Origin of the sequence: Leeia oryzae DSM 17879 (genome assembly GCF_000376945.1) — a bacterium.
Taxonomy (GTDB): Bacteria; Pseudomonadota; Gammaproteobacteria; order Burkholderiales; family Leeiaceae; genus Leeia; species Leeia oryzae.
The window spans coordinates 74667-91600 of record NZ_AQXU01000013.1; the positions used below are offsets into that span (position 1 = coordinate 74667).

The 16934-nt window shown below is 53.3% G+C and carries 20 protein-coding genes; 9 read left to right on the forward strand and 11 right to left on the reverse strand.

Translation table 11 applies throughout. The features are described 5' to 3' along the window. Positions 1 to 126: 126 nt before the first annotated feature. Both F552_RS0101940 and pabC read left to right on the forward strand, forming a co-directional pair. Complete coding sequence (locus tag F552_RS0101940; protein WP_026182308.1) at positions 127 to 1503, forward strand: aminodeoxychorismate synthase component I; 1377 nt, start codon at positions 127 to 129, stop codon at positions 1501 to 1503. A 5-nt stretch (positions 1504 to 1508) separates the two neighbouring features. Then, a complete protein-coding gene (gene pabC, locus F552_RS0101945) occupies positions 1509 to 2333 on the forward strand; it encodes an aminodeoxychorismate lyase (RefSeq protein WP_018150029.1) in 825 nt (274 codons plus the stop codon). Between the two features lie 142 nt (positions 2334 to 2475). Here the strand turns inward: pabC and F552_RS0101950 are convergent, their stop codons facing one another. Then, a complete protein-coding gene (locus F552_RS0101950) occupies positions 2476 to 2892 on the reverse strand; it encodes a hypothetical protein (protein WP_018150030.1) in 417 nt (138 codons plus the stop codon). A 44-nt stretch (positions 2893 to 2936) separates the two neighbouring features. Next, entirely contained in the window at positions 2937 to 3374 is a 438-nt protein-coding gene (locus F552_RS0101955) for an acyl-CoA thioesterase (RefSeq protein WP_018150031.1), read from the reverse strand. A 188-nt stretch (positions 3375 to 3562) separates the two neighbouring features. Between F552_RS0101955 and F552_RS0101960 the strand changes: the two genes are divergently transcribed. The 7 genes from F552_RS0101960 to mgrA all read left to right on the forward strand — a co-directional run bounded on the left by F552_RS0101960 (position 3563) and on the right by mgrA (position 8076). Next, the gene (locus tag F552_RS0101960; RefSeq protein WP_018150032.1) at positions 3563 to 4006 is read left to right on the forward strand and encodes a universal stress protein; all 444 of its coding nucleotides are present in this window, start codon (positions 3563 to 3565) and stop codon (positions 4004 to 4006) included. Positions 4007 to 4183: 177 nt separating this feature from the next. Then, positions 4184 to 4900: a proteasome-type protease gene (locus F552_RS0101965; protein ID WP_018150033.1), complete on the forward strand. Its 717-nt coding sequence runs from the start codon at positions 4184 to 4186 to the stop codon at positions 4898 to 4900. Positions 4901 to 4906: 6 nt separating this feature from the next. Next, on the forward strand, positions 4907 to 5167 hold the full coding sequence (moaD, locus tag F552_RS0101970) for a molybdopterin converting factor subunit 1 (RefSeq protein ID WP_018150034.1): 261 nt from the start codon (positions 4907 to 4909) through the stop codon (positions 5165 to 5167). 27 nt (positions 5168 to 5194) lie between these two features. After that, positions 5195 to 5665: a molybdenum cofactor biosynthesis protein MoaE gene (locus tag F552_RS0101975; RefSeq protein WP_018150035.1), complete on the forward strand. Its 471-nt coding sequence runs from the start codon at positions 5195 to 5197 to the stop codon at positions 5663 to 5665. A 6-nt stretch (positions 5666 to 5671) separates the two neighbouring features. After that, positions 5672 to 6274: a molybdenum cofactor guanylyltransferase MobA gene (gene mobA / locus F552_RS0101980; RefSeq protein ID WP_083917400.1), complete on the forward strand. Its 603-nt coding sequence runs from the start codon at positions 5672 to 5674 to the stop codon at positions 6272 to 6274. A 39-nt stretch (positions 6275 to 6313) separates the two neighbouring features. Beyond that, positions 6314 to 6793, forward strand: a complete 480-nt coding sequence (gene moaC / locus F552_RS0101985) for a cyclic pyranopterin monophosphate synthase MoaC (protein WP_018150037.1) — start codon at positions 6314 to 6316, stop codon at positions 6791 to 6793. A 245-nt stretch (positions 6794 to 7038) separates the two neighbouring features. Beyond that, positions 7039 to 8076 carry an L-glyceraldehyde 3-phosphate reductase gene (mgrA, locus tag F552_RS0101990; RefSeq protein WP_018150038.1) on the forward strand — a complete coding sequence of 346 codons (1038 nt, stop codon included), beginning with the start codon at positions 7039 to 7041 and terminating at the stop codon, positions 8074 to 8076. A gap of 29 nt (positions 8077 to 8105) precedes the next feature. Here mgrA and F552_RS19875 read toward each other — a convergent pair whose 3' ends face one another. From F552_RS19875 to F552_RS0102040, 9 genes are all read right to left on the reverse strand, one after another. After that, a complete protein-coding gene (locus tag F552_RS19875; protein ID WP_018150039.1) occupies positions 8106 to 8615 on the reverse strand; it encodes a hypothetical protein in 510 nt (169 codons plus the stop codon). 159 nt (positions 8616 to 8774) lie between these two features. Then, positions 8775 to 9938 carry an acetate/propionate family kinase gene (locus F552_RS0102005; RefSeq protein WP_018150040.1) on the reverse strand — a complete coding sequence of 388 codons (1164 nt, stop codon included), beginning with the start codon at positions 9936 to 9938 and terminating at the stop codon, positions 8775 to 8777. A 4-nt stretch (positions 9939 to 9942) separates the two neighbouring features. Beyond that, complete coding sequence (locus F552_RS0102010) at positions 9943 to 10950, reverse strand: bifunctional enoyl-CoA hydratase/phosphate acetyltransferase (RefSeq protein WP_018150041.1); 1008 nt, start codon at positions 10948 to 10950, stop codon at positions 9943 to 9945. A gap of 39 nt (positions 10951 to 10989) precedes the next feature. Continuing rightward, complete coding sequence (gene fabI / locus F552_RS0102015) at positions 10990 to 11751, reverse strand: enoyl-ACP reductase FabI (RefSeq protein ID WP_018150042.1); 762 nt, start codon at positions 11749 to 11751, stop codon at positions 10990 to 10992. 129 nt (positions 11752 to 11880) lie between these two features. After that, positions 11881 to 12786 (reverse strand): LysR substrate-binding domain-containing protein, encoded by a 906-nt coding sequence (locus tag F552_RS0102020; protein WP_018150043.1) that lies wholly within the window; start codon positions 12784 to 12786, stop codon positions 11881 to 11883. A 56-nt stretch (positions 12787 to 12842) separates the two neighbouring features. Beyond that, positions 12843 to 14039, reverse strand: coding sequence for an L-2-hydroxyglutarate dehydrogenase (gene lhgD / locus F552_RS0102025; protein ID WP_018150044.1), 1197 nt, complete (start codon positions 14037 to 14039; stop codon positions 12843 to 12845). A gap of 181 nt (positions 14040 to 14220) precedes the next feature. Beyond that, on the reverse strand, positions 14221 to 15165 hold the full coding sequence (glaH, locus tag F552_RS0102030; protein WP_018150045.1) for a glutarate dioxygenase GlaH: 945 nt from the start codon (positions 15163 to 15165) through the stop codon (positions 14221 to 14223). Positions 15166 to 15335: 170 nt separating this feature from the next. Further along, entirely contained in the window at positions 15336 to 16220 is an 885-nt protein-coding gene (locus F552_RS0102035) for a 2-hydroxyacid dehydrogenase (RefSeq protein WP_169333554.1), read from the reverse strand. 32 nt (positions 16221 to 16252) lie between these two features. Then, positions 16253 to 16933 (reverse strand): alpha/beta hydrolase, encoded by a 681-nt coding sequence (locus F552_RS0102040; protein WP_018150047.1) that lies wholly within the window; start codon positions 16931 to 16933, stop codon positions 16253 to 16255. Between the last annotated feature and the right edge of the window lies 1 nt (position 16934).

Consider the following 16934-nt stretch of genomic DNA (forward strand, 5'->3'; position numbering starts at 1 on the left):
CATGTAGTCCGTTTTCGGGGTGGCTTTGTCCACCCCGAAATAGTTATGATGTCTGTCATTCGCCGGTTCCTGAATTTTTTCTGTCTCTCCAGTACTGCTCTCCTGATGCGTGGGTGATTGCCTGAAATGAATATTAGCCGTGTAATTCCACTGGACGTTGCCCCTAATCTGCAGGCTTTAATGGCTGCATATCCAGCGTTGTTCCCTGCATTGCTTCAATCCAGCAAAGTAGAAGGCTGGGACATGCTATTTGCCAGTACCGAGACGATTCCGGTGGTCGGCGGTCAGCATGTACTTGAAACACTCAATAGTCAGTGGCAACAGCGGGGTGGAGTTGTGCCTCAATGGCCAGCCGGTGTTCCCGAGTTGCCGTTTAAGGGGGGCTGGTTTGTATATTGTGGTTACGAGCTACTGCACGATATTGAGCCCGTCGTGCCGCGTTTTGCCGAGAGTAGCGATTTCCCACCGCATGCATTGTTCAGGGTGCCTGCTGCCATTCTGGTTAACCGACAGACAGGGGCGTCCTGGCTAGTCGCTGAGCCAGACTTCGAGGTACTGGCCGAGCGCATAATGGGCTTGCTGGCAGAGTCTGTCACGCCGGTGTCTGCGACGGTGCAAGGTGTCGAAGAAATTACAGAAGAAGCCCCTGACATTTATCTGCGTAATATTCTGAAAGTGAAGTCCTATATCACTGAAGGAGATGTTTTTCAGGTAAATCTTTCGCGCAGATGGACGGCCAGACTGAATCAGGACTTTTCACCGCATACCTTGTACGCCAGATTACGTGAAGTGAATCCGGCCCCGTTCTCTGGTTTGGTGCGTATCCCTCAGCCGGATCAGGCGCCTGCGTGGATCATTTCAGCTTCCCCGGAGCGCCTGATCAAGGTGGGCCTTGAAGGGACGGAGCGCAAAGCAGAGACAAGGCCGATTGCAGGTACGCATCCGAGGTCTCTGGACCTGGCCGAGGATGAGCGATTGAAACAGCAGTTGCTTGCCAGCCGCAAGGAGCGGGCAGAGCACATTATGCTGGTAGATCTGGAACGCAATGACCTTGGTCGGGTCTGCAAACCTGGTACCGTGAAGGTTGACGAGTTGATGGCGGTGGCGACTTATGCGTTTGTGCATCACATCGAATCGAACGTGAATGGCTATTTGCGCGATGAGGTGTTGCCCGGCGATGCCATCAAGGCGATGTTCCCTGGCGGGACCATCACGGGATGCCCTAAAGTACGGACTATGCAGATCATTCGCGAGCTGGAGACGCATCCCCGCTATGCTTATACCGGCAGTATGGGGTATGTGAATCTGGATGGGTCCATGGACATGAATATTCTGATCCGCAGCTTTATGTATAACCCTGCATTGCCGGGCGAGGAGCTGGTGTTTCGGGCAGGTGGCGGCATTGTCATTGATTCGGACCCGGAGCGCGAGCTGAACGAAACGCGTGCCAAGGTCAAAGGGTTGATGAGGGCATTGCGTGATGAATCTTCTGTAACGGGTTAAACGACATGCGTACGCTCGTGAATGGCGTCTCTACAGACCAGATATCCGTTGCTGATCGCGGTTTCATGTATGGTGATGGTGTTTTCCGGACGCTCAAGGCTGTGCAGGGCCGGTTAGCCAGCTGGTCACGGCATTATGACAAGCTGGCTTCAGATGCAGCTCGTCTTGGCATTCCTTGCCCTGATGTGTCTGTATGGGAGGGGGATATCCGCCAACTGATGCAATCAGAAGCCGAGTTGCAAGATTGCGTGGTGAAACTGACCTTGACGCGTGGCATTGGGCCAAGAGGCTATGCCGTGCCCGCTGAGTGCACGCCGACACGAGTAGTCCAACTTTCCCCCTTGATTCCGCCGGATGCGGCGTTGTACGCGGATGGCTGCTTGGTGGGGGTTAGCAATGTGGTCATGGGCTCACAGCCGCAATTGGCAGGTATCAAGCACCTGAACCGTTTGGAAAACGTGCTGGCCAGAACCGCAATGGCAGGTACCGGGTTTTTTGATGCCTTGATGCTGGATGAGCATGGATGGGTGATCGAAGGCATTCAGACCAACGTATTGCTGGAAATGCGTGATGGCCGTTGGCTCACGCCGGATTTGCAGCGCTGCGGAGTGGCAGGCATTACGCGAGACTTGATTATGCAGAACGCCCGCGCGCAGGGTGTGGAAATTCTGGTTTCCAAGGTCTCTATGACAGACATTCATGCCGCAAGCCATATCTGGCTAACCAATAGTCTGATTGGTGCGCTACCGGTGCGCACACTGGTGTGTGATCAGAGGACTTATCCGTATCAGGTCAAATCTCTGCCTGCCGGTTGGCTGTTGGAGGTTTGAACGCCTTTGTTAGACCTGGGCGTCTCCATATCGGAAGATGATCAGGTCGGTCAGCGACAGCGTGGGACTCATGCATGAGAGACCCGCACGCTGCGTTTTGTTTTAAATATTCAAATGGTTTCTTACCACCAGATATCCTGATTTACAGGGTTTTGAGCGTGGCTTCGATGTCTTCCAGAGAAATGTGCCAGCGTGCCAGAATGTGCTGGAACACGGCAATTTCGACTTCTTTCAGATTGTGGTCAGCCTTGGTCACGTCAATCAGAATAGCGGCTGTGATCAGACGTTTTTTCGGATCTGTGACGTCGTCCAGAATTTCGTCCAGACGTTTGACGGAGACAAGATGTACGGTGCCGTCTTCTTCCTGCTCGTCGGAAATATCGGACAGATAGTCATGAAATACCTGGGTGAACTGTTCTCGGCTAATCCCGATCACGTCATAGATATTAAGGTCTTCCAGTAGGTCAATCTCGCCCGGTTGTACTTCGGCATCGGTCACGATCATCATCGCGATGATGCGTGCCATGGCTTCCGGGCTGTTCTCTAGATAGTGTTTCATGAATGAATTTCCTGTATTGATAAGAATGAGCCGCGTTGTAGTGACTATTGTGGTGTTTGGTTAGCAAACTGCCGGGCAAAACTGCCAGGCAATTTCATGATTTTATGGGTCGCATAATCAAAGCAAACCATGGTTGTTTGTGCCCTGGCGACGATTTGCGTCGTACCGGCTTTATCTACCTGATAATGTAGTTCAAATCCGCATGACGAGAGTTGTGCTACCTCAATGCTGATTTGCAATTCATCACCATAAAAGGCTTCCGCCTTGTATTGAACGGTCAGGTCGCGCAGAATCAGGCCCGCATCTTCGATTTTCAGCTCACTATACCCTAAGCTGGCCAAAAAGCGGACACGTGCTTCGTGCAAAATGGAAACCAATGCATCATGCCCAAGGTGATTGCCGTAATTCAGATGACTGACGCTGACAGGGATTGTTGTGGTGTAGTGTATGGTGGTCAGTGGTGCCAGATTGATTTTTGCCATGTTGTCAGCTGCGGGTTAGTGATGCGAGTAATTTTAACACCATGTACTACACTGGATGTGACTGTATAAGTTCTTGTCTGGTTGTAGCCTGTATGACCTGCATCAATGTTTACATGGTGATGTGAGCTTAATGTTGCTATAACAGATATATAGACATTGCGTTTGAAATGCTTTTGAAAGGAGTCATCATGTACCAACGTATTTTTGTGCCGGTTGATGAAAGCCAGACCTCCGGTGTTGCACTGACAGAAGCCATTCGCTTTGCCCAGGATCAGCATGCCATCATCCGTTTGGTGCATGTGGTTGATCTTGCTCAGTTTTTCTGGGGTGGGGCTGAGTTTATCGATACGTCTGAGCTGCAGCAGAACCTGATCAATGCCGGGCAAAAGGTACTTGCCGAGGCAGAGGCAAGGGTGAAAGATGCCGGTATCAATGTCGATTCCCAATTGCATCAGACATATGGCGAGCGTATCGCCCGGGTCATTACGGATGATGCAAAGGCATGGAACGCCGATATTGTGGTGATGGGTACACATGGCAAGCGCGGGTTTGACCATTTGCTGTTAGGTAGCGTCGCGGAAGGGGTCATGCGCATGGCCACTACACCGATTCTGATGATTCGCGCCAACTGAGTCCGGTTTGTCTGATATCAGGCCGCAGCGCTTGCTGCGGCCTGATGTTTTTTAATGACCACCAAGCCATGTGAGTGCCAGTTTCATGGGCAAGACTCTCCACAAAACGTAAGTCTGGGGTTACACTCGTTCTTTTGGCGTATTTGCACTGTTCCGATTATGACGTATTGTCTTGCTATGCTTTTGGACGAAGGGCTGTTGATGGCCTCTGACTCCCGTACCAATGCGGGGGTAGACCATATTGCCACCTTTGCAAAAATGCACATCTTTGAAGTGCCTAATGAGCGCCTGATTGTCTTGCTGAATTCGGGCAATCTGGCGACCACGCAGAGTGTGGTGAGCTTGCTGCGAATGCGTACACAGCAAGAGGGCAAGAATCTGCTGAATGCCAAGACCTTGTATGAGGTGGCTGAGCTGGTGGGGGAGACCATCCGTGAGGTGGTGTCGAGAGATTCGTCTGGCGTGCAATCCAGCTCGGGGATTGATTATGGCTGTTCGTTTATTGTAGGTGGCCAGATTAAAGGGGAAGCCCCGCGGTTGTTCAATATTTACCCGCAAGGGAATTTTATTGAAGCCACCACGGATACCATGTATTTTCAGATTGGCGAGTCCAAATATGGCAAGCCCATCATTGATCGGGTCATACGCCGTGAAACACCGTTGGCGGAGGCAGCCAAGTGTGCGCTGATTTCTTTTGATTCAACCATCAAGAGTAATCTGTCGGTAGGATTGCCGATTGATATGTTGCTGTACCGGCGTGATTCGTTTGCCAAGGCAAACCCGCACCGGATCGACGGGGAAGACCCGTATTTCAGAAATATTCGTCAAGGTTGGGGGAAAGGGTTGCGGCAAGTGTTCAGCCGGCTACCGGATGCAACCTGGTTTGAAGAGTGAAATGATATGAGAACCTTGAATTTACTGTATTTTGCCCGCCTGAGAGAGTCATTTGGACGTGAAAAGGAAACGGTGGTATTGCCTGCGCAGTACGCTACTGTTGGTGACTTGGTGACGTATCTGGCCAGCCGTGGCGGCGAATGGGAAAACGAATTGGGTAGCGACAAGGTGTTTCGTGTCGCAGTGAATCAGGTATTGGCGACGGCAGACACGCCTTTGCCAGACCAGGGTGAAATTGCCATTTTCCCGCCTGTCACTGGTGGCTAGAAATCTCATCATTTCGGGAGTGCATGCATGACAGAGCAAACCCTGATCCGGATCCGTGTGTCTGAAGCAGATTTTGATTTGCAGGAAGAGCAGCAAGCACTGCTGGAGTTGACTGCAGAGGCAGGTGCTGTAGTCAGTTTTACGGGGTATGTCAGGGAGTTTTCCAGTGGAGCACCATTGGAAACCATGTTGCTGGAGCATTATCCGGGCATGACGGAGTCTGCGCTGGAAATGATTGCGCAAGAAGCCAGCCAGCGCTGGTCGCTTAAGGCAGTGAACATCATTCACCGGATTGGTCGTTTGGGGCCGAAAGCCCGCATCGTGCTGGTCCAGGTGGTGAGCAGGCATCGTGGAGATGCGTTTTCGGCGTGTGAATTCGTGATGGATTATCTGAAAACCCGCGCGCCTTTCTGGAAAAAAGAGTTTCCCCTGGAAGGCCAGCCTTATTGGGTAGAGGCCAAGGAGACCGACGAGGCCGCGCTGGCACGTTGGTTTTGATGATCCATGCAGAATAATCCGTCAGGTATGGAGACACTGGATGCGATTATTCTGGCGGGCGGCCAAGCAACCAGAATGGGCGGGGTAGACAAGGGGCTGGTGCTCTGGCGAGGCTTGCCGCTTGTCGAGCATGTGCTGGCTAGCCTGCGCCGCCAACAGCAGGTGGCAGTGAGATCTGTCTGGATTTCTGCCAATCGCCATCTGGAAACCTACCAAAAGCTTGATGTGAGCGGTGTTGTCAAAGATGGCTTGCCGGATTTCCCGGGGCCGCTGGCCGGTATTATGGCAGCCAGCCAGATGTCTGATGCAGACTGGTTTCTGATTGTGCCTTGTGACTCTCCCTGCCTGCCGGATGATCTGTTGTCGTGTTTGTGGGCGTCCAGAATCCCCCATGGGGTTGCCGTTGCGGTGACTGGCAACCCTGACTCTCCAGACTGGCAAGCGGCAGTTTGCCTTGCCCACAGGGATAGTTTGCCGGTGCTTGCAGAACGATTACATGCTGGCAAGCGTTCGTTGATGGGGTGGCAGCAATCGGTACCACATCAGCTTTGCCATTTTGATCAGGCTGACCGGTTTGCAAATTTTAATACGCTGGAAGAACTTGAATGATGTTTGGTCTTTCAGTAATAAGAATTCAAGGATAGTGCTGTGACAGAGTTGACGCATTTTGACGCAGAAGGCCAAGCCTGGATGGTGGATGTATCTGCCAAGAAGGAAACTCACCGGGTAGCAGTGGCGACTGGCCAGATTCGCATGCAACCAGAAACCTTGCAGCGGATTGTGGCGGGGGAGATGGCCAAAGGCGATGTGCTGGGTATTGCACGGATTGCGGCCATTCAGGCGACCAAACGGACATCTGACCTGATACCGCTTTGCCACCCGTTGCCATTGACCAAAGTGACGGTGGCTTTCGAGATTCTGGAGGCACAATCCCTGGTGGTTACTACCGTGACGGCCGAGACTGTCGGCAGAACTGGCGTCGAGATGGAAGCGCTGACCGGTGTCCAGGTAGCGTTGCTGACTATTTATGACATGTGTAAAGCCATGGATAAAGGCATGGTGATGGAGAATATCCGGCTGCTGGAGAAAATTGGCGGGAAGTCCGGCCACTGGGTGGCAGAACAATAAGTTGGCAAGCGGCTGGATTTGGTAGCGAGTTTTTTCTGCAGCAACAGCATGGAAATGACCTGTCTTGTTTGGCTAAAGCCCCTTAGGAAATTCGCTTCGCGTTGCGGTCATCTTTGCGCTGGTAACCGTGTCGGCACCTATGAATTCATGCCTGAGCGCATCAGCCGTTACAACCGGCAGTTGTAGTATCAATGTAGTCAAACTTCCTCTAAGCTTAGTGTTCGAATCTGCTTTAGAGGTGTCTTATGTCTTATGTCGCAGCAAATTCTCGTTACGATCAAATGGTGTACCGCTACTGTGGTAACAGTGGCTTGCAATTGCCTGCGTTGTCTTTGGGCTTATGGCATAACTTTGGCCATACAACGCCTTTGTCCACCCAGCGCGAGATGTTGCGCACGGCGTTTGATCTGGGCATAACCCATTTTGACCTGGCCAACAACTATGGCCCGCCCTATGGCAGTGCCGAAGAGAATTTTGGCCGTTTGCTGGCGATGGATTTCAAACCCTATCGTGATGAACTGATTATCTCCAGCAAGGCTGGCTATGACATGTGGCCGGGGCCATACGGGCAGGGCGGCGGTTCGCGCAAATATGTGCTGGCCAGTCTGGATCAGAGTCTTAGCCGCATGGGGCTGGACTATGTAGATATCTTTTACTCTCACCGCTTTGATCCGCATACACCGCTGGAGGAGACCATGGGGGCCTTGGCCACCGCCGTCCAGCAAGGGAAAGCCCTGTACGTGGGTATTTCTTCGTATTCGGCCGAGAAAACCGAGCAGGCGGCCCGTTTGCTGGCCGAGTGGAAAATTCCGCTGCTGATTCATCAGCCTTCTTACAATATTCTGAACCGGTGGGTTGAGAACGGTTTGCTGGATTCTTTGAAAACCGTGGGGGCGGGTTGTATCGCCTTTACGCCACTGGCACAGGGCTTATTGACTGACAAGTATTTGCGAGGCATTCCAGAAGATGCACGAATTAACAAACCGGGTGGCGGTTCACTGAAAACCGATCACTTGTCAGATGAGAATCTGGTACGTATTCGTGCGCTGAATGATATAGCCGCTGCACGCGGGCAATCGCTGGCGCAAATGGCGCTGGCTTGGGTGTTAAGAGATCCGCGTGTGACCACGGCACTGATTGGTGCCAGTCGTCCGTCGCAGATTGTCGAGAATGTGGCAGCGCTGAAAAACCTGGCGTTTACTGCAGAAGAACTCAAGGCGATTGATGCACTGGGTGGTGACGAGAACGTCAATTTGTGGGCCAAGTCGTCATTGGCGCGTTAAGCCGCATAGTGATACAAGATCAGTATGGCTTAACCAAACCGGGCATGGAGCGTAGACAGATAGGTATCCGCTACCGCATGCCCGGTTTTGCTGTCTCTCAGCGCCATGATCCATGGTGCAATACACTTTTTGAGTGTAGCGGCATCTGATGCGGCTTCGATGCGGCGGCGGATGTCTGCCCCCATGATGCCGAGGTATTGCTGGCAACCATCCAGCATCCAGTGCTTGATGTCTGCCAGATCGGAAGCATCGATACTGGGGACGATCGTCGATGGCGCATGTTTGGGTGATGGTATGGTTGAGCTCTGTAACGGGCTGATGGCCTGATTTGCCGTGGCAGATATCAGGCCTTCTAGTAACAGATGCTGCAAGAGGGGTTTGATGTCTTCGTCTTGCCCTGCCAGCCGTGACAGTGCTTCTGTGGTTTTCTGGCCGTCAATCAGGATCAACAAGCGCCTGACTTTTGCCGGCAATTTTAACTGGCGGCTAATGATTTCGTTGCGACCTGCATCTGTCTTATGAAACAGTTGCGCATCCATGGTGTGTCCCGCGTATCCATAAACAACAGATGCCGAGACTAACGTGCTTGTATGACACGGCCATTGCAGATAAATGAATTTTCAGCAGGTAGCAGAAATGGCTGACGACTATGCCAAGGGGCAGAGAAATACGGGTTTGATGGTCAAACCCGTATCTGCTTAGTCAGCGAGTAATGGCCCGACTTCTCTGGCAATTTGACGGGCTTCATCCGTAGGGATGATGTGGACGACAATGCGGCTATCCGCCTGCGTAATGGTGCGGGCATGTTGCTGGTTGGCGGTTTCATCCAGCGAGATGCCCAACCAGGCAAGCTGCTGGATGACAGCAGCACGGGTGGCCGCGTCGTGTTCGCCAATACCGCCGGTAAATACCAGTCCGTCCAGTCCGCCCAAGACCGCAGCCAGACCACCGACTTCCTTGACCAGCCGGTAGGCAAACAGCTGGATTGCAAAGGCGGCCTCTGGCGCATGGCTGGCGCGCAAGGTGCGCATGTCGCTGGAAATGCCGGAAACACCGAGCAAGCCGGATTGTTTATAGAGCAGGTTTTCGATATCACCGGCACTCATATGGAGGTGTTGCTGGCAATAGAGCAACACGCCAGGGTCGATCTGACCACTACGGGTACCCATCATCAGCCCGTCCAGTGCGGTAAAACCCATGCTGCTGGCCATGCTTGTGCCGTTTTCAATCGCGCACGCACTGGCGCCATTGCCCAGATGCATCACCACATAGCGCTTCTGCGCCAGGGCAGGATTGACCGACTTCATCTTGTTGGCAATATAGGCATATGAAAGCCCATGAAAGCCATACCGGCGCACCCCTTGTTCATAAAATTTTCTGGGTAATCCGAACCACTGGGCGACTTCTGGCTCTGCCGCATGAAACGCGGTATCAAATGCTGCAAATTGCGGTAATTCCGGATGCAGCTTTGCCAAGGCCTCAATGGCCGCCAGATTATGGGGCTGATGCAAGGGGGCCAGCGGGATGTACTGTTTCAGTGCATCCAGTACTTCTGGTGTGACTTTGACCGTTTCATGAAACAATGGCCCGCCATGAACCACCCGATGTCCGGCCGCTGTCAGGCTAAAGCCCTGGCCTTCGACCCAGGCTAACAGCAATGACAGCATCTTGTCGTGGCGATGGTCTTTGGCTTCTGTTTCCCAGGTAATGGCCAGATCATTGCCCAGGCGTGCTTCACCAGACACCATGCCGTCATGGGCATCCAGCGCACCATGGGCGACTTTGTCACCGGGCAGCCCGCCATCGTGTTCAAACAGTTCAAACTTCAGGGTCGAAGAACCTGCATTCAGAATCAGCAGCATGGGGTTATTTCCGTAGGTAACTGGCCATTAACAAGGCGACTGCCGCAGAGGCCAGGCGTGAAACGGCGCTGTCAGAACGACTGGTCAGCATGATGGGAACTCGTGCGCCCAGTACGATGCCGGCAGAGTGCGCGTTGGACAGCCAGGTCAGCTGTTTGGCCAGGATGTTGCCGGCTTCCAGTTCTGGTGCCACCAGAATGTCTGCATCACCAGAGACCTGAGAGACGATCCCTTTCTGGGCTGCTGCATCGGCAGAAATCGCATTGTCGAATGCCAGCGGGCCGTCCAGAATTGCCCCTTTGATCTGACCTCGTTCTGCCATTTTGCACAGGGCCGCAGCATCCAGCGTGGCTGGCATGGTCGGGTTGACAGTTTCGACAGCGCACAGGATGGCGACCTTGGGAGTCTCTATACCCAAGGCATGTGCCAGATCAATGGCATTCTGGACAATATCTGCCTTGGTGGTCAGGTCAGGCGCAATATTGACGGCGCCGTCAGTAATCAGCAATGGCTTGTGGTAGGTTGGTACATCCATCACGAAGACGTGGGACAGGCGGCGTGCAGTACGCAGGCCGTTTACCTTGTCCAGCACCGCAGACAGCAACTCATCCGAATGCAGGCTGCCTTTCATGAGCGAGTGAGCATAGCCACTACGAACCAGCGCAACCGCTACTTCAGCAGACTGATGACTATGCTCTGTCGAAACAATCGTGAAGGGTTCTACATGCGTCAACGCTTCGTCGCTACTGCGGCGGTGCAGCGGAGCAGTGACGGTCTGGAATCGGCTGATATCCAGTCCATGCTGTTGTGCGACCTGTCGGATTTTTTGTTCCGGACCCACCAGAATGGGCTGGATCAACCCGGCTTCCATTGCCTCCAGCGCGCCGATCAGTGAAATATCGTCACACGGGTGGGCAACGGCCGTAATGACCGCTGGCATGGCATGAGCTTTATCCATCAGGGCACGGTATTGTGCCGAGGTTTCTGTATAGTTTTGATCTGCCTGGTTCATGGAAGGCTCCGGAAGCTGTAATTGAAGGATGAATGCCGATTAGCCAACGATGTGGTAACCCGCATCGATATATTCCGTATTGCCGGTAATGCCTTTTGCGCCATCCGATGCAAGGAAGGCGGCGAGTGCGCCTACTTCTTCAATGGTGACCAGGCGGTGTTCCGGAGAGTCCTTGATCGCCAGGTTCATCAGTTCTTCAAAGGCAGGCAGGCCACTGGCGGCACGCGTGGCCAATGGGCCTGGAGAGATTGCATTGACGCGGATCTTCTGTGGCCCGAGGTTATCGGCCAGATAACGGACAGTCGCTTCCAGCGCCGCTTTGACCGGCCCCATCATGTTGTAGTTGCGCACGACCTTTTCAGAACCATAATAGCTCATGGTGATAATGCTGCCACCATCAACCATCAGTGGTTCTGCTTCTTTGGCCAGACGGATCAGTGAATGGCAAGAGACATCCATGGCACGTGCAAAGCCAGCGGCAGAGCAATCTACCAGACGGCCATGCAGGTCTTCTTTTTCGGCAAACGCGATCGAATGCAGGGCAATATCCAGCTTGCCGTACTTGTCCTTGATATGGGCCATGACTTGTTCCAGCTCGCCCGGGAACTCTACGTTGAGCGGCAGCAGGTCGGCGTCGATTTCATCGGCCAGCGGTTTGACGAACTTTTCTGCCTTGGCGTTCAGGTTGGTCAGAATGACTTTTGCACCTGCTTCATGAAACAGCTTGGCGCAACCCCAAGCAATACTATGTTCGTTAGCAACCCCGACGACTAAAGCGACTTTACCGGTCAGATTAAACATCTACATCTCCTGAATTGTGCATTGCAGCATTAATCGCAGAAGAATATTAGGAATAGTCTATTTAGTCAAATAAATAGACTAAATACTGAGCAAGGCTTGAAACAGATCAAATGTCTTGCAAATAGTGGCTTATTTAACGTGCTTGGAAGGAAGTGTCAGTTGGCTGGCAATCTGCTTCAGGCGCAGCACGGCAGGACTTTTGTCGTTGCGGCGGAACACCAGCGTCAGCGTCGATTTTTCCGTTACATCCACTAGTGGTTTGTAGATAATGCCCGGCATCTGCAAGTGACTGATGGAATGGGGAACGGTGGCAACGCCGAACCCGCCGCCCACCAGTGCCAGCGTGGTAATGAAGTCGCGGGTGGGTTGGGTAATCTGCGGGCTGAAGCCGGCTTTTTCACCAATGGCAAACAACGGTTGGGTAAAGCCGAAATCACGCTGGAATTGCGGGGTGATGAAGGCCTCGTTACGCAGGTCTTCAGCGCGAACTTCTGCCTGCTTGGCCAGTGGATGGTCTTTAGGTAGGGCCACGACCACATCTTCATGCAACAGCGGCATCACTTCAAAGGATTCTGCGTGCCCGACGATGGTACGCACGATACAGGCATCCAGCTTGCCTTCGTCCAGTCGCTGCAGCTGTAACGGACTTTCGAGTTCATGCAGGCCAATCTGGATGCCAGGCACATCTTTGCGATAGGCTGAAAGGATCTGCTGTACGATACCAGCACACGCCGCAGAAATGACGTAGCCGATTTCAAGCGAGCCAATTTCGCCTCGGCCAGCCTGGCGGGCAATCATCTCGGTACGTTTGATCTGGAACAGCGAGGCGCGAGCCTCTTGCAGAAACAGTTGGCCAGCGGAGGTGAGTGCAACCGAGCGTTTGGTTCGTTGGACCAGTTTGACGCCAAGCTCGCGCTCCAGCGCTTGTAACTGCATGCTTAGCGCAGACGGGGCAAGGTCGAGGGCTTCTGCCGCTTTTGCGAAATGCAAATGCTCTGCCAGTGTCACGAAGTAACGAAGCTGCCTCAGTTCCATGCTTTTACCTGCCTGAATGGGAAAGTGGGCAGGAATACCTGCCCACGGACAACATACTACTGCAAGGGCACGCAACTGGCCACATGCTGGCCGATTTCGATAGACGCCGTGGCGGCAGGCGAAGGCGCGTTACAGACATGAATGCTGCGGGTTTTCTGGATGATATGGAAATCATCTACCAGCTCGCCGTTTGGTTTCAGTGCCTGTGCACGGATACCTGCAGGGGCAGGGACCAGATCATCACTCTGAATTTCCGGAATCAGCTGCTGCAAGCTGCGTACAAACGCGGCTTTGCTCCAAGAGCGGACCATTTCTTCCAGACCTTCTTTCCAGTATTTGGCAGACAGAGTCCAGAAACCTTTATATCCCATGACCTCGGCAAAATCACGCAGGTTGAAATCGGTCTTCTTGTAGCCTTCACGGGCCATGGCCAGCACGGCATTCGGACCTGCCTCAACATGCCCACCGATCATGCGGGTGTAGTGCACCCCAAGGAAAGGGAACGACGGGTTAGGAACCGGGTAAATCAGGTGTTTTACCAGATGGCGTTTCTCTGGTTTCAGTTCGTAGTATTCGCCACGGAACGGGATGATTTTCAAGTCGGCGGTCGCACCGTCCATGTTGGCAACGCGGTCACTGTGCAGACCGGCACAGTTGATCAGGAACTTGGCCGTGAAATCGCCCTTGCTGGTTTCCAGATGGATTTGCTGGCCCACCTCTTTGATGGCCAGCACTTTGGTACCCAGACGGACCGTGCCGCCAGCTTCCTCGACGAGTCTGCCAAAGGTTTCGCATACCTGGCGGTAATTCACGATACCGGCGGAAGGGACCTGAATGGCTTCCAGTCCGCTGACGTGGGGTTCGATAACCTTGAGCTCATCCGGGCCAATGCGTTTTACATCCAGGCCGTTTTCCAGCCCGCGTTTGTAAAGGTTGTCCAGATGCTGTAATTCTTCGACTTTGGTGGCGACAATCACTTTGCCGCATAGCTCATGCTCGATATCGTGCTTCTGGCAGAATTCTACCATAGAGCGATTGCCCGCTTTGGCAAAGCGAGCCTTGAAACTGCCGGGTTTGTAGTAGATGCCAGAGTGAATCACGCCACTGTTGTGACCAGTCTGGTGTGCGGCCAGTACGTCTTCCTTTTCCAGCAGCAGAATTGAAGCGCCCGGAAAGCGCTGGCTCAGTGCGTAAGCGGTTGATAAACCGACAATACCACCACCCACAATTACGTAGTCATGAATCTGGCTCACTCAAGATCCTTTAATGCAAAAAATAAGGAAACGGACATCCATGGACAGTTTGGCGTATGCCCGTTTCCTTTGGGACAAGTTACTGATGTCATGAGATTGTACTCATGAAACCGGAGTGACTGTCTTGTTTTCGGGTAGCTGTGCCCTCTACCCATGCAGTCTTGGCCGGCGGGACGCTGCATTAATGGGCTGCAAATGTACCGCGTTGACGCATCAGTTCGCGGTGCAGCTCTGGGTGTTTCTCAAACGGTGCACGACCATGTAGCCAGAACAGGTTGTTCAGCATGACCAGCTGGCCGACAGGCAACGGCATCGCTTTGGTTTCTGGCGAGTTTTCCATCGAGTCAGACAGGTCTTTCAGCCAGGTGGCGTGCTCGATGGTTTCCGGGCACACAAACTGGTCGATAAAACATGCGCATGGGTGGTTGTTCAGCTGGAAGAACGTCCGGCGCTTGATGGTCTGTTGTACATTTTTGCTTGGTGGTGCCTTGTAGGTAAATTCATAGCTGGCCAATGGATGGGTGCTGAATTTTTCCAGATCTTCCCAGTCATCCAGGTGCAGCAGACGGGATTCACCGCCTTTGGCGTTGCGCTCTTCAAACTTCATCATCAGCAGCCAGTCGGTTGGCTCATCCACAAATGTACCATCGGTATGCAGGGTAAACAGACGGTAGGCCTGACGCAGGTAAGAGTCGCTGCTGTCGGTATCTTTTACCAGGAATCGTGCATAGTAGGTGCCAGACATGGCATCAAAGTTAGATGTACCCACCAGATGGCTTACGGCAGTACCAAATTTGACATAGTCGTCTTTTTCCATGGTACGGCCTTGGACACCAATGGTGTACCCGCCAGTCAAGCGGTCATGCAGAATGCCGCGCAGCAAACCACGGAATTTATGATCCAGCAGGGATTCCAGAATCTGGGCAATCACAAAACGCATGTAAGGAACGTATTCCAGGTTCTGGCTATTGATGTGACGTGTTTTCTCGAAGAACGCATCAATGACCTGATTGTTCAGTTCGATGTGATACATGCGATGGTGTTCTGGATGCGGCACGATGCGGTATCCATTGCCTTCGCAGAAAAATTCCTGACGGGTGTGACTCAGTTTGGTTGGGGCATTCACGGCTGTTCTCCTCTTGTTGGGGGGTGTCTGGAAAACAGTCTAGGGCGAGAGGAGAAATCAAACAATCCGCGCAGAACGCGAAATAATTCAGAAAAACTGAAGAGTTGAAAATGGTCAAAAGTTAGCATGCAAACAAGGGGTTACCCCCTTGTGCACTTAATAGTCACCACTTAATAGCCGCGCTCGCGATCCACAAGCCCGCTCACCGGCTTGCCTGCGTCAAACGCTTGCAGTTTGTTGGCGATCTGTTCTGCAGCATCATGCAGCGGCGTGATACCGGCAACATGCGGGGTTACCCGTATGGCAGGATGAGACCAGAACGGATGAGTGGCTGGCAGTGGCTCCTGCCGGAAGACATCCAGCGCTGCGCCAGCCAGCTGGCCACGGTCCAGTGCGGCCAGCAAGTCCTCATCCACCACCTGGGCACCGCGCGCCATATTGATCAGGAATGCCCCTTTGGGTAACCGGTCCAGAACATCGCGGTTGATCAGGTTGCTGGTTTGTGGCGTCAGCGGCAGCAGGTTGATCAGCACTTTGCAATGCGGCAACATCTCTTGCAAACCAGCGCCCCCCCAATGGGTGGTCATGCCGGGTATGGCTTCAGGCGAGTTCCGCCAGCCATGCACCGGAAACCCGAGCGACTGGCAGCGCTGCGCAACAACCGATCCCAGCTGACCAAGGCCCAGAATGCCAATGGGCCATTGCTGCTTGTCATCCAGCGCGTAGGGCAGCCATTTGGCCTGCTTTTGTTGCTGGCGGTAATCTGCATCGCGGTAAAACCAGTCCAGTATCATGCGTGTTGCGTAGTCAGCCATCTGGGTTGCCATACCACTGTCTTCCAGCCGGATCAGTGGTAGCGTCGCTGGGCAGTGGGCTATCAAGGCATCTACCCCGGCACCCAGTGCAAACATGGCTTTCAGGTCAGGTTGCTGTTGGAACAGTAGTGCAGGCGGTTTCCAGGCAATGGCATAGTCTGCGCCCGCAGGGGCGGCTTCCCAGGCTTCTAGCCGGATATCCGGCATATGGCGAGCCAGAGCAGCTTGCCACTGTTGCATGTCTTCACCTTGTGAGTAAAAAACAACCCGCATCATGCTTCCCGCCACAAGTTGATCAGCCAGTCAGACAAGTCTTCAATTTCTTCTGCGCACACCGAGTGTGGTGTCGGGTACTCATGCCACTCCACCTGATAGCCCCAGTCTTGGACCTGCTGACAGGCTTCTTCCCCCAACTGAATGCGTATCACCGGGTCATAGGTGCCATGGCCGGCAAAGATGGGGGTATCAAAATTGGCCGGTTGGCGAATTTTGTCCAGAGAATCGGTATTGGGCAGATAGGTGGAAAGGGCAACAATCCCGCCCAGGGTGTGCGGGCAGGTTAACCCTGCATAGTAGGCCATGACGCCACCCTGCGAAAAACCGGCCAGCAGAATGTGCTGCGGGGCAATGCCGCGCTGTATTTCCCGGTCGATCAAGGCTTGTATCTGGGCATTGGATGCCGTAATGCCGGTTTCATCCACTGTGCGGTGGACATCCGACAAGGTAATGATGTCATACCAGGCACGCATCACATAGCCGTTGTTGACCGTAATGGGTTGCATGGGCGCATGCGGGAAAACAAACCGGACAGACAAACCCTCAGGCAATTCCAGCTCGCTGGTCATCGGGAAAAAGTCGTGACCATCTGCACCCAGACCATGCAGCCAGATAATGCTGTGTGTGGGTTTGTCCCCCAGGGTGTGTTCAACGCATGGAAGTAGTTGTTCAGTCATT

Excerpts from the sequence above, each read along its gene's own strand:
- F552_RS0101940 (WP_026182308.1), top strand. The coding sequence starts at position 127 with ATGAATATTAGCCGTGTAATTCCACTGGACGTTGCCCCTAATCTGCAG.
- pabC (WP_018150029.1), top strand. The coding sequence starts at position 1,509 with ATGCGTACGCTCGTGAATGGCGTCTCTACAGACCAGATATCCGTTGCT.
- F552_RS0101950 (WP_018150030.1), bottom strand. The coding sequence starts at position 2,892 with ATGAAACACTATCTAGAGAACAGCCCGGAAGCCATGGCACGCATCATC.
- F552_RS0101955 (WP_018150031.1), bottom strand. The coding sequence starts at position 3,374 with ATGGCAAAAATCAATCTGGCACCACTGACCACCATACACTACACCACA.
- F552_RS0101960 (WP_018150032.1), top strand. The coding sequence starts at position 3,563 with ATGTACCAACGTATTTTTGTGCCGGTTGATGAAAGCCAGACCTCCGGT.
- F552_RS0101965 (WP_018150033.1), top strand. The coding sequence starts at position 4,184 with ATGCTTTTGGACGAAGGGCTGTTGATGGCCTCTGACTCCCGTACCAAT.
- moaD (WP_018150034.1), top strand. The coding sequence starts at position 4,907 with ATGAGAACCTTGAATTTACTGTATTTTGCCCGCCTGAGAGAGTCATTT.
- F552_RS0101975 (WP_018150035.1), top strand. The coding sequence starts at position 5,195 with ATGACAGAGCAAACCCTGATCCGGATCCGTGTGTCTGAAGCAGATTTT.
- mobA (WP_083917400.1), top strand. The coding sequence starts at position 5,672 with ATGCAGAATAATCCGTCAGGTATGGAGACACTGGATGCGATTATTCTG.
- mgrA (WP_018150038.1), top strand. The coding sequence starts at position 7,039 with ATGTCTTATGTCGCAGCAAATTCTCGTTACGATCAAATGGTGTACCGC.
- F552_RS19875 (WP_018150039.1), bottom strand. The coding sequence starts at position 8,615 with ATGGATGCGCAACTGTTTCATAAGACAGATGCAGGTCGCAACGAAATC.
- F552_RS0102005 (WP_018150040.1), bottom strand. The coding sequence starts at position 9,938 with ATGCTGCTGATTCTGAATGCAGGTTCTTCGACCCTGAAGTTTGAACTG.
- F552_RS0102010 (WP_018150041.1), bottom strand. The coding sequence starts at position 10,950 with ATGAACCAGGCAGATCAAAACTATACAGAAACCTCGGCACAATACCGT.
- fabI (WP_018150042.1), bottom strand. The coding sequence starts at position 11,751 with ATGTTTAATCTGACCGGTAAAGTCGCTTTAGTCGTCGGGGTTGCTAAC.
- F552_RS0102020 (WP_018150043.1), bottom strand. The coding sequence starts at position 12,786 with ATGGAACTGAGGCAGCTTCGTTACTTCGTGACACTGGCAGAGCATTTG.
- F552_RS0102035 (WP_169333554.1), bottom strand. The coding sequence starts at position 16,220 with ATGCAACAGTGGCAAGCTGCTCTGGCTCGCCATATGCCGGATATCCGG.
- F552_RS0102040 (WP_018150047.1), bottom strand. The coding sequence starts at position 16,933 with ATGACTGAACAACTACTTCCATGCGTTGAACACACCCTGGGGGACAAA.